The organism is Pseudomonas azotoformans (assembly GCF_001579805.1).
Taxonomy (GTDB): domain Bacteria; phylum Pseudomonadota; class Gammaproteobacteria; order Pseudomonadales; family Pseudomonadaceae; genus Aquipseudomonas; species Aquipseudomonas azotoformans_A.
The window spans coordinates 5,107,288-5,129,586 of the sequence record NZ_CP014546.1 but is presented as its reverse complement, the minus strand read 5'-3'; the positions used below and the strand labels follow the sequence as shown (position 1 = coordinate 5,129,586).

At 61.4% G+C, this 22,299-nt stretch carries 19 protein-coding genes; 7 read left to right on the top strand and 12 right to left on the bottom strand.

Annotated elements, in window-relative coordinates; genetic code table 11:
- Positions 1-45: 45 nt before the first annotated feature.
- Positions 46-699 carry a hydrolase gene (locus tag AYR47_RS23465; protein WP_033896550.1) on the bottom strand — a complete coding sequence of 218 codons (654 nt, stop codon included), beginning with the start codon at positions 697-699 and terminating at the stop codon, positions 46-48.
- A gap of 152 nt (positions 700-851) precedes the next feature.
- Between AYR47_RS23465 and AYR47_RS23460 the strand changes: the two genes are divergently transcribed.
- On the top strand, positions 852-1,748 hold the full coding sequence (locus AYR47_RS23460; RefSeq protein WP_061437151.1) for a LysR family transcriptional regulator: 897 nt from the start codon (positions 852-854) through the stop codon (positions 1,746-1,748).
- A 22-nt stretch (positions 1,749-1,770) separates the two neighbouring features.
- Here AYR47_RS23460 and AYR47_RS23455 read toward each other — a convergent pair whose 3' ends face one another.
- A complete protein-coding gene (locus AYR47_RS23455) occupies positions 1,771-2,664 on the bottom strand; it encodes a LysR family transcriptional regulator (RefSeq protein WP_061437149.1) in 894 nt (297 codons plus the stop codon).
- Between the two features lie 94 nt (positions 2,665-2,758).
- Here AYR47_RS23455 and AYR47_RS23450 point away from each other — a divergent pair, with 94 nt between their 5' ends.
- Entirely contained in the window at positions 2,759-3,925 is a 1,167-nt protein-coding gene (locus tag AYR47_RS23450) for an MFS transporter (protein ID WP_061437147.1), read from the top strand.
- Between the two features lie 80 nt (positions 3,926-4,005).
- Positions 4,006-5,124, top strand: coding sequence for a saccharopine dehydrogenase family protein (locus AYR47_RS23445; protein ID WP_033896546.1), 1,119 nt, complete (start codon positions 4,006-4,008; stop codon positions 5,122-5,124).
- Here AYR47_RS23445 and AYR47_RS23440 read toward each other — a convergent pair.
- The 3 genes from AYR47_RS23440 to AYR47_RS23430 form a co-directional block, all read right to left on the bottom strand.
- On the bottom strand, positions 5,078-5,482 hold the full coding sequence (locus AYR47_RS23440) for a DoxX-like family protein (protein ID WP_061437146.1): 405 nt from the start codon (positions 5,480-5,482) through the stop codon (positions 5,078-5,080). The genes AYR47_RS23445 and AYR47_RS23440 overlap by 47 nt on opposite strands.
- Positions 5,479-5,931, bottom strand: a complete 453-nt coding sequence (locus tag AYR47_RS23435; RefSeq protein WP_033896544.1) for a thiol-disulfide oxidoreductase DCC family protein — start codon at positions 5,929-5,931, stop codon at positions 5,479-5,481. The genes AYR47_RS23440 and AYR47_RS23435 overlap by 4 nt, the downstream gene beginning before the upstream one ends.
- Positions 5,932-6,002: 71 nt before the next feature.
- Positions 6,003-7,340 (bottom strand): MFS transporter, encoded by a 1,338-nt coding sequence (locus tag AYR47_RS23430; RefSeq protein WP_061437144.1) that lies wholly within the window; start codon positions 7,338-7,340, stop codon positions 6,003-6,005.
- Between the two features lie 246 nt (positions 7,341-7,586).
- Here AYR47_RS23430 and AYR47_RS23425 point away from each other — a divergent pair, with 246 nt between their 5' ends.
- Positions 7,587-8,252, top strand: a complete 666-nt coding sequence (locus AYR47_RS23425) for a TIGR02466 family protein (protein ID WP_061437142.1) — start codon at positions 7,587-7,589, stop codon at positions 8,250-8,252.
- On the opposite strand, the gene pdxR is transcribed toward AYR47_RS23425, so the two are convergent.
- Positions 8,236-9,711 carry a MocR-like pyridoxine biosynthesis transcription factor PdxR gene (gene pdxR / locus AYR47_RS23420; RefSeq protein WP_033896541.1) on the bottom strand — a complete coding sequence of 492 codons (1,476 nt, stop codon included), beginning with the start codon at positions 9,709-9,711 and terminating at the stop codon, positions 8,236-8,238. The two genes, AYR47_RS23425 and pdxR, sit on opposite strands and share 17 nt — an antisense overlap.
- Before the next feature lie 85 nt (positions 9,712-9,796).
- Between pdxR and AYR47_RS23415 the strand changes: the two genes are divergently transcribed.
- Entirely contained in the window at positions 9,797-10,561 is a 765-nt protein-coding gene (locus AYR47_RS23415; RefSeq protein ID WP_156487824.1) for a sulfite exporter TauE/SafE family protein, read from the top strand.
- On the opposite strand, the gene AYR47_RS33200 is transcribed toward AYR47_RS23415, so the two are convergent.
- The 4 genes from AYR47_RS33200 to AYR47_RS23395 all read right to left on the bottom strand — a co-directional run bounded on the left by AYR47_RS33200 (position 10,558) and on the right by AYR47_RS23395 (position 15,904).
- On the bottom strand, positions 10,558-12,051 hold the full coding sequence (locus AYR47_RS33200; protein WP_061437140.1) for a methyl-accepting chemotaxis protein: 1,494 nt from the start codon (positions 12,049-12,051) through the stop codon (positions 10,558-10,560). The two genes, AYR47_RS23415 and AYR47_RS33200, sit on opposite strands and share 4 nt — an antisense overlap.
- Before the next feature lie 166 nt (positions 12,052-12,217).
- The gene (locus tag AYR47_RS23405; RefSeq protein WP_061437138.1) at positions 12,218-14,386 is read right to left on the bottom strand and encodes a TonB-dependent siderophore receptor; all 2,169 of its coding nucleotides are present in this window, start codon (positions 14,384-14,386) and stop codon (positions 12,218-12,220) included.
- A 210-nt stretch (positions 14,387-14,596) separates the two neighbouring features.
- Positions 14,597-15,325 carry a CPBP family intramembrane glutamic endopeptidase gene (locus AYR47_RS23400; protein WP_061437136.1) on the bottom strand — a complete coding sequence of 243 codons (729 nt, stop codon included), beginning with the start codon at positions 15,323-15,325 and terminating at the stop codon, positions 14,597-14,599.
- Between the two features lie 81 nt (positions 15,326-15,406).
- Positions 15,407-15,904: an Lrp/AsnC family transcriptional regulator gene (locus AYR47_RS23395; RefSeq protein WP_033896536.1), complete on the bottom strand. Its 498-nt coding sequence runs from the start codon at positions 15,902-15,904 to the stop codon at positions 15,407-15,409.
- A 121-nt stretch (positions 15,905-16,025) separates the two neighbouring features.
- On the opposite strand from AYR47_RS23395, the gene AYR47_RS23390 reads away from it, so the two are divergent.
- Positions 16,026-17,060 carry a histone deacetylase family protein gene (locus AYR47_RS23390; protein WP_061437126.1) on the top strand — a complete coding sequence of 345 codons (1,035 nt, stop codon included), beginning with the start codon at positions 16,026-16,028 and terminating at the stop codon, positions 17,058-17,060.
- A 58-nt stretch (positions 17,061-17,118) separates the two neighbouring features.
- A complete protein-coding gene (locus AYR47_RS23385; RefSeq protein ID WP_061437123.1) occupies positions 17,119-18,546 on the top strand; it encodes an amino acid permease in 1,428 nt (475 codons plus the stop codon).
- Here AYR47_RS23385 and AYR47_RS23380 read toward each other — a convergent pair.
- Together AYR47_RS23380 and AYR47_RS23375 are read right to left on the bottom strand one after the other, a co-directional pair.
- Positions 18,524-19,558, bottom strand: a complete 1,035-nt coding sequence (locus tag AYR47_RS23380) for an alpha/beta fold hydrolase (RefSeq protein ID WP_061437121.1) — start codon at positions 19,556-19,558, stop codon at positions 18,524-18,526. The genes AYR47_RS23385 and AYR47_RS23380 overlap by 23 nt on opposite strands.
- 138 nt (positions 19,559-19,696) lie before the next feature.
- Positions 19,697-22,216 (bottom strand): autotransporter family protein, encoded by a 2,520-nt coding sequence (locus tag AYR47_RS23375; protein ID WP_061437119.1) that lies wholly within the window; start codon positions 22,214-22,216, stop codon positions 19,697-19,699.
- Positions 22,217-22,299: the final 83 nt, after the last annotated feature.

Genomic DNA, 22,299 nt, shown 5'->3' with positions numbered 1-22,299 from the left:
GCGGGGATGAAGCATCGCGCGAGCGTCGCTTCATCCCCGTTCTAATTACCCCGCGACAGCCGGCACGGGTGTGTTGAGCAATTGCTGCTCCCACAGGTACGCAATGCCGCTACCCGCGGCATGCTGCTGAAGCACCTCCGTCAGTGCGCCCGCTGTTTCGCTGCGCGCCCAGTCGCGCTGCCATTCTGCGGCAATCGCCAGCCAGGTCATCATGTTCGCGCCGGCCGCAATCATGCGCTGGATCGCTACCTGATGGGCCTCGACGGAAACAGCGCCCGAGGCGTCGGTGATCACGGTCACGTCCCAGCCTTCGCCGAGGGCTTGGATCACCGGCATGGCCACGCAGATTTCAGTCCACAGGCCCGCGATGACCAGTTGCTTGCGGCCAGTGGCTTTTACCGCGTCCACCACGGCCTGATCTTCCCAGGTGTTGATGAACGTGCGGTCGATGACGGTTTGGCCGGGGAACACATCGGTGATTTGCGGGAAGATGAAACCGCCACGTTCGGCGATTACGCTGGTCAGGATGGTGGGTACGTTGAAGGCCTTGGCGGCTTTGGCCAGCGCCGTGGCATTGTTGACCACCATCTGCGGCTCATGGCTGTTCAGGTTGGTGAGTTGGTAAGGCTGATGGTCAATCAGAACGAGTACCGAATCTTCCGGGCGAAGCAGCGAGTCAATGCCGTTACGAAAAGTCATTCATACATCCTTTGTTGTCGTTGTGAGCGGGATCAGCTATCAAGCAGTGCGCAGGTGGGCGCATTGCTTGTGGACAGCACTGTGCTTTTCCCACACTCAATGCGGTAGTCGCGTGCAGTGGTTAACTGTGTCGCTCAAAGGGGAACACTGATTTGGATATCGAAGAACTTCAGACCTTCGTGGCGGTTGCCGATGCGGGGGGCGTTTCGCCTGCTGCGGTGAGGCTTGGCGTGTCCAAGTCAATCGTCAGTCGCAGGCTGGCGCGCCTGGAAGCAGAACTTGGCGTGCAGTTGCTGGCCCGGTCTACGCGCGGGGCCGCACTGACTGAGGCTGGCGCCACGTTCCGCGACTATGCCGCCAGGGTCTGTGCGGAAATAGACGTTGCCAGGGAAGCGATCCTGCCCGACGGTGCGTTGCGAGGCCGCCTGCGAGTGGCCGCGCCGCTGTCTTTCGGCCCCACCCATTTCGCCCCCGTGCTGGCAGAAATGGCACGACGACACCCGCAACTGCATATCCAGACCTGCTACAGCGATCGCTTTGTTGACCTGATCGCGGAGGGTTACGACTGTGCGATACGGGTCGGCTACCTGCAGGACTCCAATCTGATTGCACGCTGCATTGGCCCGATCAAGGGCAAACTGGTTGCGAGTCCGGGCTATATCAAAGCCCATGGTGCCCCGCAGAAGCCGGAGGAACTGATCGCCCATCAAGCCCTGATGCAGAGCACCGAAGCCTGGCAATTTCTGGATGGCGACAAGGTCGTTGCAGTGCGTCCCCAGGGGCGCTTCAAGGCGGACAGCGGTGTGGCGTTGGTGGCTGCCGCTGTAGCCGGGCTGGGCGTCGCGTACCTGCCCGATTGCCTCACCCATGTCAGCCTGGCCAGCGGTGCGCTGGTGCCGATCATGACGGCGTATCCACCCCCGTCGGCGGGTGCCTACATGGTCCGTCCTGCAGGTCAGCATCCGGCCCAGAAGATTCGGGTTCTCACCGAACTTTTGATCGAGTATTTCGGTACGTCTCCGCACTTTGCGGGTGACGTCGCCAGGTGACAACGCTGGCGCCAGGCGTGGTTTACAGCCGATGGTGCTCCAGCAAAAAGTCCACAAACACGCGGATCCGCGCCGGCATGCTCGCACCGCCGACAAACACCACGTGGATCGGCTCCCTGTCGCCGGGGTTCCAGGCTTCCAGCAGGCGCACCAGGTCACCGCGTTGCAGGTCTTCTGCCACCGTGAATTCGCCGATGCGTGCGATACCGGCGCCCAGTCGCGCCAGTTGCGCGAGCGCTTCGCCACTGCTGCATTCGATATTGCCGTTGATCTTCAGCGAAAACTCCCGGCCGTCACGGGCGAAGGGCCAGTCGGATTGGGCACGGCGGAAGTTGAAACGCAGGCAGTTGTGTCGCAGCAAGTCGTTCGGTTCCAGCGGTGTGCCGTGTTGGTGGAGGTACGCAGGCGACGCCACCAGCGCCTGGCCGGTATCACCGATGCGGCGCGCTGTCAGCGGGCTGTCTGGCAGGTCGCCAAAGCGGATCGCCACGTCCGCTTGGCCGCCCAGGATGTCGACCACTTCGTCGCCCAAGGTCAAATCCACCACAATGTTCGGGTAGCGGGCGCTGAATGCCGCCACCAAGGGCACGATGGCCATGCGACCGTGGCCCAGGGCAGCACTGACCCGTAGCCGGCCTTTGGGCGCGCCCTGGTCGGCGATGGCTTCCTCGACTTCGTCCATGTCGGCCAGGATGCGCCGGGCGCCGCGAAGGTACACCTCGCCTTCGGCCGTAAAGGCTAGGGCGCGGGTCGTGCGAATCAGCAGGCGGGTGCCCAGGCGCTGTTCCGTGCGTGCGATGACGCGGCTGACGGCCGAAGGCGTCAGGCGTAACGCCCGCGCCGCCGCCGACAGGCTGCCTTCCTGAGCCACCATCGCGAATACCGCCATCTCGCCCGACCTGCCGTTGAAATCCATTTTTGCCTCGTGCGCAAAGGTGATTGCCAATTAAACGGTCTAGTGCCGTTAAAGCGTTGATCGTAGCATTTGCGGCATAAATGAGGAGTCTTCCATGCGTATCAATCCACCCCTTGTAGCCCTTGCCGTCGGTGCCTTTGGCATTGGTGTCACTGAGTTCGCGCCCATGGGCATGTTGCCCACCATCGCCAATGACCTTGGCGTGTCCATTCCCACCGCAGGGCTGTTGGTCAGCGCCTATGCCCTGGGGGTATTGCTCGGCGCGCCCCTGATGATCTTGACCACCGGCAAGATTCCCCGGCGCTACCTGCTGGTGGGGCTCATGGCCATTTTCACCCTGGGTAACGTGATGTCGGCGCTTGCCACCGGCTATTACGACCTGTTGATCGCCCGCGTCATCACTTCGCTTAACCACGGCGCGTTTTTTGGCGTCGGCTCCATCGTCGCCGCCAGCGTGGTCGCGCCGGACAAGCGCGCCGGAGCCGTCGCCGCAATGTTTATGGGCCTGACCCTGGCGACCATTGGCGGTGTGCCGCTGGCGACCTGGTTTGGTGAGCTGCTTGGCTGGCGTACGGCGTTCTGGGGCATTGGCGGGTTGGGCCTGGTGACCATGGTCGCGCTGTGGTTCGCGCTGCCTAACCTACCACTGCCGAAAAGCGACGGTGTGCTGGCCGAAATCAAGGTGTTGGGGCGTGGTTCGGTACTGGCGGCGCTGGCCCTGACCGTGGTGGGTTCGGGGGCGATGTTCACCGTGTTTACCTATATCGCGCCGATCCTGAGCAATGAGACCCACGCGTCTACCCCCTTTATCACGGCCATGCTGGTGCTGTTTGGCGTCGGGCTGACCCTGGGCAATATGTGGGGCGGCAAGGCGGCAGACCGTTCGATCGACCGGACCCTGATAGTCTCGCTGAGCGCACTGATCCTGGTCCTGCTGGCCTTTGCGTTCTTGATGCGTTGGCCGATTCCGGCTGCGGTGAGCATCCTTATCTGGGGTATCGCCAGCTTCGCCGTCGTGCCGCCGTTGCAGATGCGCGTGATGGAAGCGGCCAAGGATGCGCCGAACCTGGCCTCGGCCGTAAACATCGGCGCCTTCAACTTCGGTAACGCGATTGGCGCAGCAGTAGGTGGTGCAGTGATCAACGCAGGGCTGGGCTACCCGGCGATTTCCCTGGCCGGCGCCGCGATGGCGGGCTTGGGGCTGCTGATGGTCGTGAGCTTTGCCTGGAGTACCAGAACCCGCATGGCTGCGGCGGTTTAGGAAATCGAGTATCGTTGGCCGCCTCAGCTGCCAGCCTGTTGCAGGCGCAGCATACGATCGATGGTTCAGGGAAGACGGGCATGGCACTCAGGGTGATGGTGATCGGCGGCTACGGCAATTTCGGCAGTATCGTGTGCCGACATCTGGCGGTAGCACCGGGCATTGAGCTGGTGATCTCGGGCCGTGATCCACACAAGTTGCAGCGCAAGCTCGACGCGTTGAACGCGCAGCCCGGCACGGCGTGCGAAGGCTGGTGTGGCGATGCCATGGGGGCCGGATTCGCGGGTGTTTTACAGTCCGAGCGCATCCAGTTAGTGATTCATACCGGCGGCCCGTTCCAGGGGCAGTCCTATGCGGTTGCCCTGAGCTGCATCGAGGCGGGTGTTAACTACTGCGACCTGTCCGACTGCCGCACCTTCGTCAATGGCGTGGGCGTGCTGGATGCGCAGGCCAAGCAGGCGGGCGTGGCCATCCTCAGTGGTTGCAGTTCGGTGCCGACATTGTCATCTGCGCTCATCGACCAGTACCGGTCGCGTTTTACGCGCATCGACTCGATCGAGCATGGCATTTCCTCTTCGGCCAAGATGCCGGGCCTGTCGACGATCGAAGGGGTGCTGGCCTACGCGGGCAAACCGATCAAGCAACTCAGGAATGGCCAGGTACACGAAGTGCTGGGTTGGCAGGACCTGACGCTGCGCAAAATGCCTGGACTGGGCACGCGAGTGCTGGCCAATGTGGACGTGCCGGACATGGATATTTTCGCCAGCCGCTACGGCGCCCACACCTTGCGCTTCAAGGCGGGCGCGGGGCTCAAACTGGGTGGCGTCGCCAACGGGTTGCTGGCCCAGGCTCGGCGGCTGGGGATCGTGCGTGACCCTGTCACTTGGGCCGCGCGGCTGCATCGGTTGGGCACTTGGTTTGAACGGTTTGGCGATGGTAAAAGCGCGATGTACATCGATGTGCAGGGCGTGGGGGCTGACGGCCAGCCTTTGTCACTGGCCGTGCAATTGACGGCCTTGAATGACAAAGGCCCGGAAATCCCCAGCTGCGCTGCTGTTGCGCTGGCGGTCAAGATCGCCCAGGGCTACCGGCCCGAACCCGGCGCGCGACCGTGCGTTGGTGAGATTACCGTCGACGAGTACATGGCCGCCATCAACGACCCGGCGAACCTGAGTCTCTCTGTACGGTTCTCGGACTAGCGCACCACGCCACCGCACACAACGCCACCCCGGCCACGTTGAGCGACACAGGGTTGAATGCCTCCCTGAGCATCGCCGGGCTGACAATCGCCACATCCACCAGCAGGCCCGACAGCGCCGCCGCAGCCACTGCAATGGGCCAGATACTGCGCGCTGAAAGCACGATCCATAGCGCCAGGACGATCTCCCCAATTCCGGCCAGCGTGGCGAACAGCTGCACCTGTTCGATGCCATGCGCCTCAATCATTACCCGCTCGCCCTGGCTTAGCCACAGCAGCTTCGGCACCAGCCCATGGTAGGCAAACATGAACGCCAGCCCGAATCGGGCGATCCAGTTGATGCGCACCAAGGGAGTCATAGCGGTGCCTTCAAGAAACGCTGCTCATGGTCTGGATGCGGCAACAGGCACGTGTCGTACCGCCCGAAAATCCGATAGCGATTGCGTGCGATGCGGTCGTAAGCCCAATCCCGCAGCCCGCGCGGGATGATGCGCAACAACAGCAATGGCCGCCACGCGGCAGGCAGTTGCGCAATGATTTCGAACACGGCGTCCGAACGCACCCAGTAGTGGTGGTTACGAATGACCGCCAGGGTGTCGAACTGATCCAGGGGCAATCCCGCCCAGGCCAGCAACGCCTGGCCCTCGGGGGATTGCACCGCCGCCAAGCGTATGCGTTGTTGGCGGTCATGACGGATCAGGAACCTCGCCCAACCATTGCACAACTTGCACACGCCATCGAACAGCACCACGGTTTCGCCAGGTTTGAGCAACGGCGCGGGGGAAGGGCGGGTTTGGGATACGGGCATCAGGGTGGGTCCAATCGGGCCGGTTTAGCCTGGATCATACCTGCGTTCAGCGGCTTCCACCCTCGCTCCGTTTACCTTGATAGCAACGGCGCGGCGCTTTTGTCCTCCGGCCCCACGTCATGCAAGGAAATCCTCGACGTCTCCGGCAACGCCAACCCACCTGCCAACGCCAGCAACGCCACGGCAATCAGGTAGAACGCCGGTGACAGATTGCTGCCCGTGGTGCTGATCAACCAGGTCGCCATCAACGGCGCGGTGCCGCCGAAGATCGTGTAGGCCAGGTTGTAGGTGATCGCCGAGGCGGTGTAGCGCGTGCGGGTCGGAAAGGTTTCCGACAGCAAGGCGGCCGTGACCACGCCACACAGCACGGCCCCTACCGCCAGCAGCATCACGCCGACGATGGAGGCCGCGAACGAGCCGGAGCTGGCCATCAGGAACGACGGATACACCACCACCATCAACAACACACAGGCGGTCATCACGGTGACACGACGGCCGACTCGATCCGAATACAACCCCGCCAGTGGGCAGATCGCCGCCGCGAAGATCAACGCAATCAGCGACACCAGCAACGCCATCGCCCGACTCAAGCCGCCGGCCACTTGCAGGTAGGTCGCGAAGTAAGTGGTGAACATATAAAACGACAGCGCCGTCAGTGACACAAAAGCGCCCAGGCAGCAGATCGCCGCACCATGGTTGCGCAGGGTTTCCTTGAGCGGGGAGTGGGCCACGGTGTGCTCCTCTTTCACCGCCTGGAAAGCGGGCGTCTCGTCCAGCTTCCAGCGCAGGTAAAGCCCCACCAATCCCAGCGGCGCGGCGATCAGGAATGGCAGGCGCCAGCCCCAACTGCCCATGGCCTCGGCGGACAACGACGCTTCCAGCGCATACGCCACCACCGCGGCGGCGGCGAAGGCGGAAAACGTCGACACCGGCACGAAGCTGCCGTACCACGCGCGTTTGTCACTGGGCGCGTGCTCCATCAGATAGGCACAGGCCCCGGCGTATTCGCCCCCGGCAGAGAAACCCTGGGCGCAGCGGATCAGCGACAACAGAATCGGCGCCGCTACGCCGATAGCGGCGTAGGTGGGGAGCAGGCCGATCAGCGTAGTGGCGCCGGCCATCAACAGGATCGTCATGGCCAGCGTACGTTTGCGGCCGATGCGGTCACCGAGCATGCCGAAGAAAATCCCGCCCAGGGGGCGGAAGGCAAACGCCACGGCAAACACGGCGAAGGTCTTGAGCAACGCGGCGCTGGCATCGCCGCTGGGGAAGAATTGCTGCGCGATGGTGGTGGCGAGGAAACCGTAGACGGCGAAGTCGAACCACTCGACAAAGTTACCGATGCCGGCGGCGATAATGACCTTTCGCAAGGTCTGAGGGCTGACCTGTTCGGTGGATGGGCTCGTCATGGGGGGAGGCCTCGGGATAGGTGCGGGGATAACTGATTATCGGGGCAGGCTGTTGGGCGACGGGGCCCAAAAGAGTCGTCCGCGTAGTCAGCAGCGACTTGCTGGAGGTGGTGAAGGCAGGATTTGGGCCAGGTGAGGCGGGGCGCTTGTGCGCAACTGTCGTTAAGACTTTAACAATGGTTTACATCGCCGAATCGATGATGCCGGTATGGTTTGTGGCTACTGGTAAAACATGATGAGTAACCCATGCAGTCGAGCGACAATCTGTTGAATCCGGAGCTGATCAACATCCGGCGGCTGTTCACAACGCCTTTGGCCAGCATCCAATACCCCAATGCAGATACGCTCAACACTGAGCTCAAAGCGCTGGTCACACAGCGCATGGCGCAGGACCAGTCTGGTGCCCAGCGCAGCAACGATGGCGGTTGGCAGTCCGCGAACGATTTTCAGGCATGGGGTGGGGATGCCTGCAGCGCGTTGGTGGCGTTCGCTACGCGGTTTGCCACTGAGCTGACCGCCGTTCATCACGAAGGCTTCGGACTAACCGAGCCCGGTTTCGAGTGGAAACTCAACGCGTGGGCCAATGTGAACGAGGCGGGCCACAGCAATGCGCTGCATGGGCACCCTGGCGCATTTTGGTCGGGTGTTTACTGGGTCGATGCGGGGGGGCGTGAAGAGGACGCCACCGTCGGCGGCGATCTGGAATTCGTCGATCCACGGGGCATGGTCGCCTCGACTTACAATCCCGCCTTGCGCATGCGGGTCGAGGATTGCCTGACTGCCGGTTTCAGCAGCATCTGTGTCGCCAGCAGCGGGACATTGATCATGTTTCCGTCCTGGTTGATGCACTCGGTACGACGCTTTGAGGGCGCGCGGCCAAGGATCTCGATCGCGTTCAATTTTGGGGTGTGAGCGGCGCACGGGCTGCACCCATAACTTCTCGAATCACTGGCGCAAGTATCCGGATGCCTTCATCAATCTGCTGCACGGTAAGCCCGGCATAGCCGAGTATCAGGCTTGCCGGTCGTTCACCCTGCGTAGTGAACAGGGGGGATAGCGGATAAACACCGATCCCGCGCTCAAGCGCCATCGCCTGCAATGCGTGTTCATCCCGAGCGTGCAGGTCGGGCAACAACAAGACGCCATGCAACCCGGCGGCCATACCCTCCAGTTTTCCCAGACCCGGCAGGTGGCGGTCGACGGCGTCCAGCAGGGCCTTTCGACGGCCTTCGTTGTCGCGGCGCAAGCGTCGTAGGTGGCGCTCGTAGGCGCCGCTGTCGATCAACGAGGCCAGCACGTTTTGCTCCCAACGGGGTTCGTTGCGATCGGTCAACCGCTTGGCCTCGCGAAACACGCCTACCAGTTCGCGCGGCAGCACCAGGTAACCGAGCCTCAACTGGGGTGAAAGTGCTTTGGAAAAGGTGCCGACATAGATCACGCGCGCCTCGGCATCCATCGATTGCAAGGCGTCGATGGGACGCTGGCCGTAACGGAACTCGCCACCGTAATCGTCCTCGATGATCCACGCGCGATGGCGGTTTGCCCAGTTGAGCAGTTCGACGCGTCGCGCGATGGACAGCACGGCGCCGATCGGGAATTGGTGCGACGGGGTGACGTAGGCCAACCGCGCGCGCGGGTTATCCGGCAACAGCTGTGCCTGCAAACCGGAGGCGTCCACAGGGATGGGCAATGCCGTTGCGCCGGTCGCCTCGAAGCAATAGCGGGCCATGCGGTAGCCGGGATCTTCGAAGATGAAGGCGTCGTCAGGGTTGAGCAGCAAGCGGGCACACAGGTCGAGCCCTTGCTGGGAGCCGTGCACCACCACTATCTGCTCGGCATCGCAGGTCAAGCCACGGGCGCGGCGCAGATAGCCTTGCAACGCCTGGCGCAAAGCGGCTTCGCCTTGGGCTTGGCCGTAAGACCGGGTGGGTTGGCGCTTGGTCAGTTCGGCACGATAGGCGCGGTTCCAGCCCAGTGACGGAAAGTCCCGCGATGCGACTGCTCCGTATCGAAAGTCGATGTGCGCGGAGGGCGAGGCCATGTGATAGGGCGTGAGGGCGGCAACCCGCTGCCCATAACGCGACAGTGCCGGTGGCGGGCTCTTCGGGGACACCAGGGCAACGACAGGGCGCGCAACGGCAACGGCTGCAACCCTGGCGGCCTTGCCCACGGCGGTCACCACAAACCCTTCGGCAGCCAATTGCTCGTAGGCGGCGGTGACCGTGGTGCGCGAGACCCCTAGCGTCTGCGCCATGGCACGGGTGGAGGGCAGCTTGGCGTCGGGCACCAGGGTGCCGTCCTCTATCTGCGCTCGCAGCTGGGTGTAGAGGCGGCGTTCCGCGCCGCGCCTGGGGTTCGACAACTGGCCCATGGAAAAACCTCAAAACTGGTACTTTTTGCGGTGCCGGTGATGCGCGAGATTATGACGTCTCTTCGCTGCGAAATGAATGCACACCATGGAACTTGAGCTGACAACCACGACGATTCTGGTGACCTTTGCCGGGGTCTTTTTGATCTGCTTTATGAAAGGCGCCTTCGGCGGCGGCTTTGCCATCGTCGGAATTCCGCTGCTGTCGCTGGTGATGGATCCGATCACTGCTGGCGGCTTGCTGGCGCCGTTGTTCATCGCCATGGACCTGTTCGGCCTGCGCTATTGGAAGCCGTCAACCTGGTCAAAGCCAGACCTCAAGGTATTGGTGCCTGGGTTGGTGGTCGGAATTGGCGTTGGCTACCTGCTTTTTCGCGTGCTGGATCACCGAGCGATAGCCATCGTGATGGCAGCGGTCACGCTGGTGTTTGTCGGCCTGTGGTTCAAGGCCGGGGGCAGCGTCAGTGTGAAGCCGCGTTCAACACCGAAGGCCTTGGCCGCCGGGGTCACCTCGGGAATCACCACCATGGTTGCGCATTCCGGTGGGCCACCGTTGGCGATGTATCTGCTGCCGCTTGGCCTGAGCAAACAGCTTTACGCCGGGACCACCAGCCTGTTTTTCACCGTGGGCAATGTGCTCAAGGCGATTCCCTGGTTGATCCTTGCCAGGCCGACCGGCAACGTGTTGGGCCTGGCACTTATCTGTCTGTTCGCCGTGCCCAGTGGCGTGTGGCTGGGCTGGCGGCTGCATGCGCGGTTGGATCAGCGCCAACTCTATCGCGCCTGCTATGGCTTGCTGATCGTCACCGCGCTGAAGCTGCTGTGGGATGGGATTGGCGGCTACTGGGCCTAGGGGTGGAACCTGCGTCCCAACGCATCCAACCGCACCGCAATCGGCGGTAGCTGCTCACTGCTGCGCGCCAGGGTTTCCACATCGTTGGCGGTGCTTTGCGCAATGCTCTGCACCGACTGCAACCGCCCGACAATCTCCAGGTTAGCGGTGGTCTGCTCGCGGGTGGTGGTCACGATCCGGCCGTTCAGGTCGTCGATGTGCGCAATGTCGTTGCCCACGGCGCGCAGCATGTCGACGGCGACCTGGCTGTCTTCCACGCAACGCTCCACGCCTTGGCGGCTGTCGTGCATGGCTTCGACGGCCTGGCGGCTGCCGTGTTGCAGGCCTTCGATGATGGTTTTGATTTCCTGGGTGGACACCGCCGTGCGCTGCGCCAGGCTGCGCACTTCGTCGGCGACCACGGCGAAGCCACGGCCTTGCTCGCCGGCGCGGGCGGCTTCGATGGCGGCGTTGAGGGCGAGCAGGTTGGTCTGGTTGGCGATGCTGTTGATCACTTCAAGCACGCTGCCGATCTGCTCGGCTTGCACGGCCAGGCCCTGCACGGTTTCATGGGTGCCGTTGAGGCGCGAGGCCAACTGGGTGATTTCCTGTTGGGCACGGCTGACGCTTTCCTGGCCGCGCAGGATCTGTTGGCTGGCCTTGCCGGCGTGATCCACCGCTTGCTCGACGTGCACGGCGATGTGGCCCATGGCGTCTTCCATGCGCTGCATCGAGCCGGTCATCTGGGTGATTTCCGCCAACTGGTGCCGTGCGCCTTTTTCCAGGGTGCCGCTGGCGCTGGCCAGTGCCTGGCCGAGTTGGCCGAGGCCGTGGGAGTCGCGGGCGACACCGTCGATCAGGTGGGTGATCTGTTGCAGGAAGTGGTCGAAACGCTTGGCCAGGGACACATGCACCTTGCCGTCACCTTGGGTGGTCTGCGCGCTGAATTGGGAGGTGACCGCGCGCATCTTCTCCAGCATTTCCTGGCTTTCGACCGCTTCAGCCTGGCTGTGTACGGCCAGGTAGAGCAGGGCGACGGTTTCCATCACCACGTAGAACGCGTGGACGAACACCATGGTCCAGCCGCCGTGATGTTCCATCACAAACACCGGGAAGCCTTGGTGTTGCAGGGCATGGAACACCACGTGATGCACGGCGATGGTGGCGGCCGCGACCAGGATCGGCAGCCAGTCACGATAAAACGTCAGCACCGCCAACAGCGCGAAAATCCCGAAGTGCGATTCGATCACGCCCTGGGCCTGGTTGATGTGCAGCGCCGCCATCACCATGAGGCCTGCGCCGAGGGCGCAGCGCATCACGCGGGTGCCGCCTATGGCACGGTACAGCGCCGTGAGCACCACGCTGGTGCCGCCGCCGATTATGGCGGCTTGCATCAAGGTGTCGTGCCAGAAGGCCAAGCCCAGGGAAAACAGAAACATCAGCCAGATCAACGCCAGCATGATGCGGTCGGCTTTGCGGTAGTGCTCGAAAAAACGCGCGCGGGTGGGCATTCACACTTACTCCCTGTGGTCTGGCCGAATCAAAGTGAGGGCAGGGTGGAGCGAATCAGGTGTTTTTGGTTTTTATAGGATTCAGTGATGCCAAACGGTTATCGGCTTGCGGGGGAGGGACTTGAGGAACGGCTACCCGGGCGGGTAGCCGTTGATCGGATCGCGATCAGAAGCTGTATTTGGCAGTCAGCATCATGTTGCGGGGCGTGCCGTAGGAATCACCGCCATAGCTCACGGAGTTGGAGATGGACTGGTAGTAGCGACGGTCAAAGATGTTGTTGGCGTTGAGTTGCAGGTCAAGGTGCTGGTTGACCTGGTAACCGGCCATCAGGTCGGTGACGGCGTAGGCGCCTTGCTTGAGGCGGTAGGTGCTGCCGTCCGCGACTTTGAAGTCGTTGTACATGCGGCTCTGCCAGGAGACGTTGCCGCCCACGCGGAGTTTTTGCAGGGCGCCCTGGAAGTGGTAGTTAGTGGTCAGTTTGAACAGGTGTTCCGGGGTGTCGGTGTCGAACTGCTGGTTGACGTTCTGCGGGTTGGCTTGATCCTTGATGGTGTGGGTACGCGCGTAGGTGTAGCCACCGCCGACCTGCCAGTTCTCGGTCAGGGCGCCTTGCAGTTCGAAGTCGATACCCTGGCTGCGGATTTCGCCTGAGGCTTCGGAGCAGCTGGCCTGCGGACAGTTAGGCACGACCACATCCACTGCGCGGTTTTCCTGGTCGACGCGGAACAGCGCCACGCTCGCATTCAGCGCACCGCCGAGGTATTCGCCCTTGATGCCCACTTCATAGTTCTTGCCGACAATCGGCTTGACGGGGTTGCCGGAGGTGTCCTTGGCGCTTTGCGGCGTAAAGATGTCGCTGTAGCTGACATACACCGAGTGATGGTCGTCCAGGTCGTAGATCAGGCCGGCGTAGCGGGTGAGGTTACGCGTGACCTTGTAGTCGCCGGAGTTGTCGGCACCGCCATGGGCATCGTAGTCATACCAGTCCAGGCGCCCGCCGAGGATGAGCTTCAAAGGGTCGGCCAGGTTCAGGCGCGTGGTGATGTAGACACCATCCTGGGTGGTGACATCACGGTCATTGGTGGTGTGGACGAAGTCCGGTTTGCCCGCGGCGAGCGGCCAGTTGAGGTTGTAGGGGCTGTAGTTGTGGGTGGTCATGTCGTAGATGCGTCGGCTGGCGCCCACGACCAGTTCATGGGTACGTCCGAACGCTTGGAAGGGGCCGCTGGCGAAGGCGTCGACGCCTGCCTGGTTTTCATCGTAGGCCGCCTGGTAGACGGTGCGCGCCAGCGTGTTATTGACCCAGCGTGACTGGTACGAGCCGGAGAACAATGCGTTCTGTTCGGCGTAGTTGGCGTTGACTTGCAGTTTCCAGTCGTTGGCCAGTTGCTGGCGCAGTTCAGCGAATACCGTGTTGACCTCCTGGTCTTTGTTCTCCCAGTCAGTGCCTGGATTGTAGGACCGTGGCAGGTTCAGGTGATGACCATCCTGGCCGACCATCGACGAACCCCAGAAGTAGTTGGTCTTGTCTTTCTGGTTCGAGAAACCGAGCGTCAGGGTGGTGTCTTCGCTCAGGTCGGCTTCGGTGACGGCATAGAACAGGCCGTGATATTCCTCGGCGTTGTCGATGAAACTGTTGGCATCGCGGTAGGACGTGACGACCCGGCCGCGCCAGGTGCCACTGTCGTTGAGGGGGCTGGAGGCGTCGAGTTCGCCACGGTAGTCGTCCCAACTGCCGGCGGCGCCGGTGAGGGTGACTTTTTGTTCGTCCAGTGGCCGCTTGCGTACCAGGTTGATGGCCGCCGAAGGGTTACCCGCGCCGGTTATCAGGCCAGTGGCGCCGCGCACGATCTCGACGCGATCGAACATCGCCAGGTTCGGCTGAGAGCCTACGGAGACGCCGTTATAGCCGGTGGGGATGCCGTCGTACATCAGGTTGTCGATGTCGAAACCGCGGGACGTATAGGACTGCCGGCCAGGACCGCTGGAGAAGTTGAGGAACAGACCGGGCGTGGCTTTGACCACATCATTGATGCTGGTCATCGCCTGATCATCCATGCGTTGGCGCGTAATGACGGTAACGGCCTGCGGGGTTTCACGCATGGTCAACGGCAGCTTGGTCGCGGTTTTCATCGCGCCGGTGGTGTAGGACTGCGTGCCTTCGGTGGTTTCGCCCAGTTGCGCTTCGCCGGAGATTTGCGTGGCCCCCAGTTCAAGGGTAGCGGCGGGTGCCTGGGTCTCGGCGGCAAAGGCCGCAGGTGAACTTGCAAGACAGACCGCCAACGCCATCAGACTGGGTGAAAAACCTTTGCCGCCGTGTTGTTGCACAGACATGGAACTGACTCTCCCCGAATGCCGTCCCTGGCGAATAATAAAGGTGTTGATAATTATTCGCATCAGTGTGGCAGATTGAACGTGTGGGAAAAAGCCTTAAAAGAGAATTGGTTAATGATTTTTTCACATCTAGAGGCGCGGCGTTTTGCCACTAACTACGAGTATGGGCGCACACATTGGCCGTGCGCCCAAAGCATGTGTTGGGTTGACTCAACTGTAAAAACCAGCCCAAGCCCAGGTCCAATCCAGGCTTGCCGCAACCACTTCGGCCAGCATGTGCAGCAGGATGGGCACCAGCAAACCACCACTGACAATTCGCACCCATGCAAACAGGCAGCCCACGACAAAGATCAGTGCCAGGGTGGTCCAACTGTCGTACTGGGTATGGATGATGGCGAACAACAGCGAAGTAGCGACCACCGCTATCCATTTCCAGATCACGCTGCGCTGGTAGGGAAACAGGCGCAGCAGGTAGTGACGAATCATCAACTCTTCGGCAATGGCCGGAAGGATCAGCAAGGAGGCCAATTTGAACAGAATCTGTCCCTGCGTCAGGCCACTCAGCAGGTCCGCCATAAACGCTTCTCGCGGCTGCCCCATCACAATGACGAGCAATCCGCTGAGCAAATAGGCGCCGATAAGGCCTATGGCGCCGAGACGTAATGTCTGACGGATGTGGTGACCGTAAAACGTTGCGGACAGGTTTTTTCGGTGTTGCACAACGAACAGGGCGGACAGCAATAACGCGATCGGACCACTGGTGATGGCAAACATGAGGTAGCTCTGCATCGCTGGCGGCACCAGCAGGAATCCGGGTACCGGGGCCAGCACAAAGATCAGTGCCGCCAGTACGAACATCCCGAGGCGTTTAAAGAAGCGGAACTGCGCTGGGAGATCTGAGGGGAGGGTGGTGTCAGGGGTAGCAAGAACTAGCGTCACAATCGCTCCATGAGTGCGGGAAAAAGGGCATTTTGCCATCAACTTGACGAAAGGACGCACCTGTTATTTACCGGCACCTGCTTATGGGGTCTCGCCTTGTGGAATCGCCACCCGACTGGTCGCCTTGACTTCCCTCAGCGCCAGACTCGACTGAATCGACGCAATCCCCAACTGCCGTCGCAACACGCTCTCGACAAACTCGCTGTAGCTGTCCAGGTCTTGCGCGAGGACCTGCAACAGGTAATCCGCATCCCCGGTGATCTTGTGGCAGGACAGCACCTGCGGCAGCTCCTTCACCACGGCTTCAAACGCATCCGGCGCGTGATCGGTGTGGATCGCGAAACGCACATGGACGAACGCCATGATGTCCAGTCCGAGCATCTTGCGGTCGAGGTTGGCCTGGTAATCCTTGATCACGCCTTCTTCCTCCAGGCGTTTGCGCCGACGCCAGCAGGGGGTGAGACTCAGTGACAGGCGTTCGCTCAACTGCGCGTTGGAAATACTGGCGTCTTCCTGCAACAAAGCGAGGATGGCGAGATCGGTGTCATCAAGAGCGACCTGTCTGGTTTTATTTTTCATAATTGTGCGCCACAGAGGTAAATATTCCCGATAAAACTAACAGTGCCGTAAGTAAAAGCAAAGAAAACCCCAGGTTGCCAGAACAAAATAGACCCTGTCTTTTACTGGCGGATGCCCACCCATGTTGACTGTTTTTAGCGAAGCCCACCGTTTGCACCACGGCACTGAACTGAAGGACGGCGTGCTCAAACCTTCATTCGAACAACCGAGCCGCGCCGACACGGTGCGTGACCGGGTCAGGCAGGTGGGCCTGGGCGATATCGTCACACCGCGCCGCTTCGATCGGGCCTGTTACGTCAATGCCCACAGCGAGCGCTACGTAGCGTTCCTCGAAACCGCCTGGGCCGAATGGACCGCCATTGGCCGCAGCCATGACGCGTTGCCCCTGGTGTGGCCGGTGCGTGACTTGGCGAACCATCAAGTCCCGGAGTTCATCGACGGCAAGCTTGGTTTCTACGCGATGGACGCCGGCTCGCCGATTACCCGCACCACCTGGGAGGCGGTCAAAACCAGCGCGGACATCGCCTTGACCGGCCTGGCGCTGATCGACGAGGGCCATCACAGCGCCTTCGCCCTGTGCCGCCCGCCGGGCCACCACGCAGCCCGCGAATACATGGGCGGTTATTGCTACCTCAACAACGCCGCGATTGCCGCCGAGCAAGCCATTACCCAAGGCGCCAAGCGCGTGGCGATACTGGATGTGGATTTCCACCACGGCAACGGCACGCAGAACATTTTCTACGACCGCCCAGACGTGCTGTTCATCTCCCTGCATGGCGACCCGGCAGTCTCTTACCCGTACTTTTCCGGTGCGGCCAGTGAACGCGGTGCGGGCGCTGGGGAGGGCTTCAACCTGAATTATCCGTTGCCGAAAAACACCACCTGGGCGCACTACCAAATCGCCTTGATCAATGCGTGCCAGCAACTGCGCGACTTCGCGCCCGAGGTGCTGGTGATCTCCCTGGGGGTCGATACCTTCAAGGACGACCCCATCAGCCACTTCCTCCTCGACAGCCAGGACTTCCTCGGCATGGGCGAAATCATTGCCAGCGTCGGCGTGCCCACTCTGTTCGTGATGGAAGGCGGCTACATGGTCGATGAAATCGGCATCAACGCCGTCAACGTGCTGCACGGTTTCGAAAGCAACAGCCAATAACAACAACCCGTCGACTTTTCTTCTGCCAAAACTCAAAAACATAACAAGAGGTTTTGTGATGAAAACAACCACGTCCGGGCTTTATGAAAAGCCTGCGTTGCAACGCACCCTGAGCAACCGCCATATCCAATTGATGGCCATGGGCGGTGCAATCGGCACCGGCCTGTTCATGGGCTCCGGCAAGATCATTGCGCTGTCCGGCACTTCGATCATCCTGATCTACATGATCATCGGGCTGTTCGTGTATTTCGTGATGCGCGCCATGGGCGAACTGCTGCTGTCCAACCTGAACTTCAAAAGCTTCGCCGACTTTGCCGGCGCCTACCTGGGGCCGCGTGCGGCGTTCTTTCTCGGCTGGTCATATTGGTTGAGCTGGAGCGTGGCGGTGGTGGGGGATGCGGTGGTGGTCGGTGGCTTCTTCCAGTACTGGTTTCCCCATGTGCCAGCCTGGATGCCGGCAGTGGGCATGCTGCTCACGCTGTTCGCGTTGAATGTGCTGACGGTCAAGTTGTTTGGCGAAGTGGAATTCTGGTTCGCGATCATCAAGCTCATTGCCGTGCTGACCTTGATCGGTGTGAGTGTGGTGCTGATTGCCAGTTCGTTTGTCTCGCCCACGGGAGTCACTGCGTCGCTGACCCATTTATTGGACAAACAGGCCGCGTTCCCCAATGGTTTGTTCGGTTTCTTCGCCGGGTTCCAGATGGCGATTTTTTCTTTTGCCGGTACCGAGTTGATCGGCACCGCTGCCGCCGAAACCCGCGCGCCGGAGAAGACGCTGCCCAAGGCGATCAATTCGATTCCGCTGCGTATCATCCTGTTTTACGTGCTGGCCCTGGCGTGCATCATCGCGGTGACCTCATGGCAGCAAGTCTCGCCGAGCAAAAGCCCGTTCGTTGAGTTGTTCCTGGTGGCGGGTTTTCCGGCGGCGGCGGGCATTGTCAATTTCGTGGTGCTGACCTCGGCGGCGTCGTCGGCCAACAGCGGGGTGTTTTCCGCCAGCCGTATGTTGTTCGGCCTGGCTGACCTGGGGGATGCACCGGGAATTTTTCGGCGCTTGTCGAAGAGCAGCGTGCCGTTTATCAGCCTGGCGTTTACGACGCTGCTGATGCTGCTGGGGCTAGTGTTGCTGTTTGTGGTGCCGGAGGTGATGACCGCCTTCACCATCGTGTCGACGGTATCGGCGATCCTGGTGATTTTCACCTGGTCGACAATCCTGGCGTCCTACATCGCCTACCGCAAGAAACGTCCGGATCTGCATGCCAAGTCCACCTACAAGATGCCCGGTGGCGTGACGATGGCCTGGTTTTCCCTGGGTTTCCTCGCGTTTGTGCTGGGTCTGCTGGCGTTGCGGCCGGATACACGCTTGGCGCTGTGCGTGATGCCGGCCTGGTTTATCTGGCTGGGGATTGCCTACCCATTTTCACGCTTCAAGGGCGGCCATTGGATGAAGACGCTGCACTCGGTCACAAGTGATCCGCATCAATGACCGCCTTGGCAAACGCCTCGGGCGCTTCCTGGGGCAGGTTGTGGCCCACGTCGCCATTGATCAGACGGAACTCATATTTACCGGTAAAACGTTTGGCGTAATCTTCAGGCTGCGGGTGCGGCGCGCCGTTGGCGTCGCCTTCGAGGGTGATGGTCGGCACGCCAATTGACGGTGCCTGGGCGAGTTTCTGCTCCAGTGGGTCGTACTGTGTTTCACCCTGGACCAGGCCCAGGCGCCAGCGGTAATTGAACACGGTGATCGCGACGTGGTCCGGGTTCTCCAGGCCCTTGGCGCTGCGGTCAAAGGTGGCATCGTCGAACTTCCATTGCGGCGACGCCAGTTGCCAGATCAGCTTGGCGAAGTCATGGGTGTTTTTCTGGTAACCGGCGGCACCGCGCTCGGTGGCGAAGTAGAACTGATACCACCATTGCAGTTCGGCCTTGGGCGGCAAAGGATTCTTGCCCGCCGCCTGGTTGCCGATCAGGTAACCGCTGACCGACACCAGCGCCTTGACCCGCTCCGGCCACAACGCCGAAACGATGTCCGCCGAACGTGCGCCCCAGTCGTAGCCGCCCAGTACGGCTTGCTTGATCTTCAGCGCGTCCATGAAGTCGATCACGTCACTGGCCAGTGCCGCCGGTTGGCCGTTGCGCAGGGTTTTATCCGAAAGGAAATGGGTGTCGCCGTAACCCCGGGCGTAGGGGATCAATACGCGATAACCCTTGGCTGCCAGCAGTGGGGCGACCTGGGCGTAGCTGTCGATGTCATAGGGCCAGCCGTGCAGCAGGATCACCGCCGGTCCCGTGGCCGGGCCGACTTCAGCGTAGGCCACGTCCAGCAGACCGGCCTTGACGTGCTTGAGTGCGCCGAAGGCAGTTTGGCTGCTGGCGACGGCCCGAGTGGGCGCTTCGGGCATTTCAGCGTGGGCCACGCTTATTGCGCCCAGCGGCAGCAGGGCAAAGACCAGGGAAAGGGCGTGGCGTTTGAAGCGGCGATTCAACTGAGCGTGCATGGCGAGCCTCCTGTGGCTGGATGTGTGCCTGGAGCCCAGTTGAACGCTGCGCTGTATCTGGCCTGTTTCAGGAAGTGCGTTGAGTTAAAGACGGTGTATCGCGACGGGCCCTGTACACACTGCGATACAAACCCCGGCCTAGAAATCCACCCTCAACCCGAGCGTGCCCCGTGTGCCGCTAAGGTCAAGGCTATCGAGGTTCTGGCTGTGGCTCACTTCTGCGTAGAGGTCAACGCCGGGTGCAATCGCGGCGGTTGCGCCAAGGCTGAGATCCAACGTGGTGGATTTTTGTTCGGTAGCAAAATCCACGGTGTTGAAGGTCACCGTGCTTTTGCCTTGCGGGCTATGCCAGACGTTTGCCCGAACGTAGGGGCTGACGGGCAGGTTGTGAACGAGGTAGTTGCCACTGGCGCGCACGCCCACACGGGCGGTGAGCTGTGAATCCGTGTCATAGGACACCTTGGAGAACAGGTCCCTCTGGCTATCGAGCCGGGTGCGGTTCCAGATCATTTGTAACTGAGGTTCGATGTTCCAGGTCGGGGTGATCGCAAACGGTTTACCGACCTCTACCGACAGCGCCAGATCGTGGCCCTGGGTCTTCATCTTTATGCCTCGGTCCGACTCGTTGTTGCCACTGAGCCGGGTGCCCATCAAGACCACGTCCGCATAGGCATTGTTCTGCCAGATGTGGGTCGCGGACAGCCCCAGGCTGGCGCCGCGTAAGGTGGTGTCGCCGGCTTCCCGGTCAGGCTGGCCATCGATGAGCCCTTTGACCTTGCCCCTGAGTCGGCTCTGCCCTGCCAAAACGCCCAGATGCTGGGTAGCTCCGGCCTCGGTGGTCCTTGATACAAGGGACGTGCCGACTTGATAGCCATTGATCGAGCTATCCAGCGAGGTGTTTAAATCCCCGGCAAACGCCTGACGGCTACTGCCGCCGTAGACCCGTGCCCAACCCGTCGGGAATGCCCCCGTTTCTCGCTGCCGGCCTTGTTCACCCAAGCGCTCGTGAAACGTCCCGAGTGCATTGCGTACCAGGTGCTGGGCCGCCGGGTAGACCGTTGCAGCGAGTGAGACTTCCTGGCGAATGAAGGGCACTGGCCGGATCGTTGCGGTTGGCAGCGGCGGACTGCCCGGCGCGGGCAGCGGGGTAACCGGCGCTTCCACGGGGGCTTCCGAGCGCAGGAACCAACTGTCCTGGGTGCCTGCACTGACCCCGCCGTGATACAGGTAATAGTTGTAAGGGCCTGCCGCCGCTGTCCCGTTCAATGAAAACGCAGTGCTGGCGCTGGTTGCCCCATTTTGTGCGTCGACCACTCTGATACCGTCCGCAGTCGTGGCGGCGCCGATGCCTCCCAGGTTAGTGATTTGGATGGCTGTCGTGCCGCTGATTACGCCCTGGTTGACGATCAGTCTGTCGCTGGCAGAACTGTCATTGCCTAGTGCTGTTTGCAGTGCGAGCACACCTGCGTTACCGGTGTAGTTGCCATTGATGATCAGGGTGTCGTTGGTGCTTGAACTGCCTGTGGTCATGTTGATGACACCGCTGTTGTTGACGTCGACCCGTTGTCCGGCGGTGAATGAGGTGATCAGCCCCGTGCCCACTAGCAGTTCACTGGTGCCATCCACATTCAGCACACCCGTGCCTGTACCGCTGTCACCCAGGGTCAAGGTGCCGCCCAATGTCAGCTGTGAACCGTTGTCCAGCTGCAGGGTTTCCCAATTTGGAAGCAGGCTCGGATTACCCGCCTGAGTGTTGTCCAGGGTCAGCGTATCGTTACCCAGGCCGCCATCGATCAGTTGTGCTGCCGCCAGTTGCGAATTGACCAGGTTTTTCAGCAATGCCGTATCGTCACCCGCGCCCATCAGCACGGACGAATGCAGGTTGCCGCCCGTCCAGATGAAGCTGTCGTCGCCAAAACTGAGCAGAATCTGCCCATTGACTTCGCCACCCGACACGGTCACGTGATCATCGCCGCCGCTGACACTGATATTGCCACCCACGAACGCTGTGCCCGAGATCAGGATGGTGTCGTTGCCAAACCCCGTCACCAGGTTGCCGATGATGCGCCCGCCCGACATATCAAAGACGTTGTTATCGAGTTTCATATCGACGCGGCCAATGCTGCCGCCGGTCATCTTGGCGCGGTCTCCGTCTTCGAATGCCCCGGTGATCGTACCGCCGCTCATGAAGAAATCGTCCAGGCCGTCGCCTTGCTCCAGCAGCAAGAGGGTGCCGCCGCTCATGGAGAAGTTGTCGATGCCGACGCCTTGGCGCACCGCCCCGGCCTGCCCCCCCGATATCTGCACAACGTCCGTGCCCGCGCCTTGTGTCACCGAGCCGGTAATACTTCCGAGGTTGAGCCTGAAGATATTGGCGCCGTCGCCTTGGTCGAGGTTGCCATCGATCCCCGCGCTGGGCCCGTTCACGTCCACAAGATCATTGCCGGCACCAAAGGTCACGTTGCCCGAAATCCGCCCCGTCGCGGTGATGTCGAGCGTGTTACTGCCGCCCGTGTCGGTAAAGCCTGGCGCCGTTGCGCTAGTGCAGGTGGAGGTGTCGTTGCCGGCGGTAATGTTTACGGTGCAGGCTCCATAAGAGGCAAGCGGCCACGCCGTCAGGGCGAAAAGATAAATCCAGGCAAGTGTCTGTGCGCGCATGATCCGTCCTCGTTCGAGGGGAGCGTTGCCCCGGCACCTGCAAAAGCCGGTGCGGGCCAGACCATGACAACGTGACGCGCGAT

What these genes read in the sequence shown, in the direction of transcription:
- AYR47_RS23465 (WP_033896550.1), bottom strand. Translation starts at nt 699, where the DNA reads ATGACTTTTCGTAACGGCATTGACTCGCTGCTTCGCCCGGAAGATTCG.
- AYR47_RS23455 (WP_061437149.1), bottom strand. Translation starts at nt 2,664, where the DNA reads ATGGATTTCAACGGCAGGTCGGGCGAGATGGCGGTATTCGCGATGGTG.
- AYR47_RS23450 (WP_061437147.1), top strand. Translation starts at nt 2,759, where the DNA reads ATGCGTATCAATCCACCCCTTGTAGCCCTTGCCGTCGGTGCCTTTGGC.
- AYR47_RS23445 (WP_033896546.1), top strand. Translation starts at nt 4,006, where the DNA reads ATGGCACTCAGGGTGATGGTGATCGGCGGCTACGGCAATTTCGGCAGT.
- AYR47_RS23440 (WP_061437146.1), bottom strand. Translation starts at nt 5,482, where the DNA reads ATGACTCCCTTGGTGCGCATCAACTGGATCGCCCGATTCGGGCTGGCG.
- AYR47_RS23435 (WP_033896544.1), bottom strand. Translation starts at nt 5,931, where the DNA reads ATGCCCGTATCCCAAACCCGCCCTTCCCCCGCGCCGTTGCTCAAACCT.
- AYR47_RS23430 (WP_061437144.1), bottom strand. Translation starts at nt 7,340, where the DNA reads ATGACGAGCCCATCCACCGAACAGGTCAGCCCTCAGACCTTGCGAAAG.
- AYR47_RS23425 (WP_061437142.1), top strand. Translation starts at nt 7,587, where the DNA reads ATGCAGTCGAGCGACAATCTGTTGAATCCGGAGCTGATCAACATCCGG.
- pdxR (WP_033896541.1), bottom strand. Translation starts at nt 9,711, where the DNA reads ATGGGCCAGTTGTCGAACCCCAGGCGCGGCGCGGAACGCCGCCTCTAC.
- AYR47_RS23415 (WP_156487824.1), top strand. Translation starts at nt 9,797, where the DNA reads ATGGAACTTGAGCTGACAACCACGACGATTCTGGTGACCTTTGCCGGG.
- AYR47_RS33200 (WP_061437140.1), bottom strand. Translation starts at nt 12,051, where the DNA reads ATGCCCACCCGCGCGCGTTTTTTCGAGCACTACCGCAAAGCCGACCGC.
- AYR47_RS23405 (WP_061437138.1), bottom strand. Translation starts at nt 14,386, where the DNA reads ATGTCTGTGCAACAACACGGCGGCAAAGGTTTTTCACCCAGTCTGATG.
- AYR47_RS23395 (WP_033896536.1), bottom strand. Translation starts at nt 15,904, where the DNA reads ATGAAAAATAAAACCAGACAGGTCGCTCTTGATGACACCGATCTCGCC.
- AYR47_RS23390 (WP_061437126.1), top strand. Translation starts at nt 16,026, where the DNA reads ATGTTGACTGTTTTTAGCGAAGCCCACCGTTTGCACCACGGCACTGAA.
- AYR47_RS23385 (WP_061437123.1), top strand. Translation starts at nt 17,119, where the DNA reads ATGAAAACAACCACGTCCGGGCTTTATGAAAAGCCTGCGTTGCAACGC.
- AYR47_RS23380 (WP_061437121.1), bottom strand. Translation starts at nt 19,558, where the DNA reads ATGCACGCTCAGTTGAATCGCCGCTTCAAACGCCACGCCCTTTCCCTG.
- AYR47_RS23375 (WP_061437119.1), bottom strand. Translation starts at nt 22,216, where the DNA reads ATGCGCGCACAGACACTTGCCTGGATTTATCTTTTCGCCCTGACGGCG.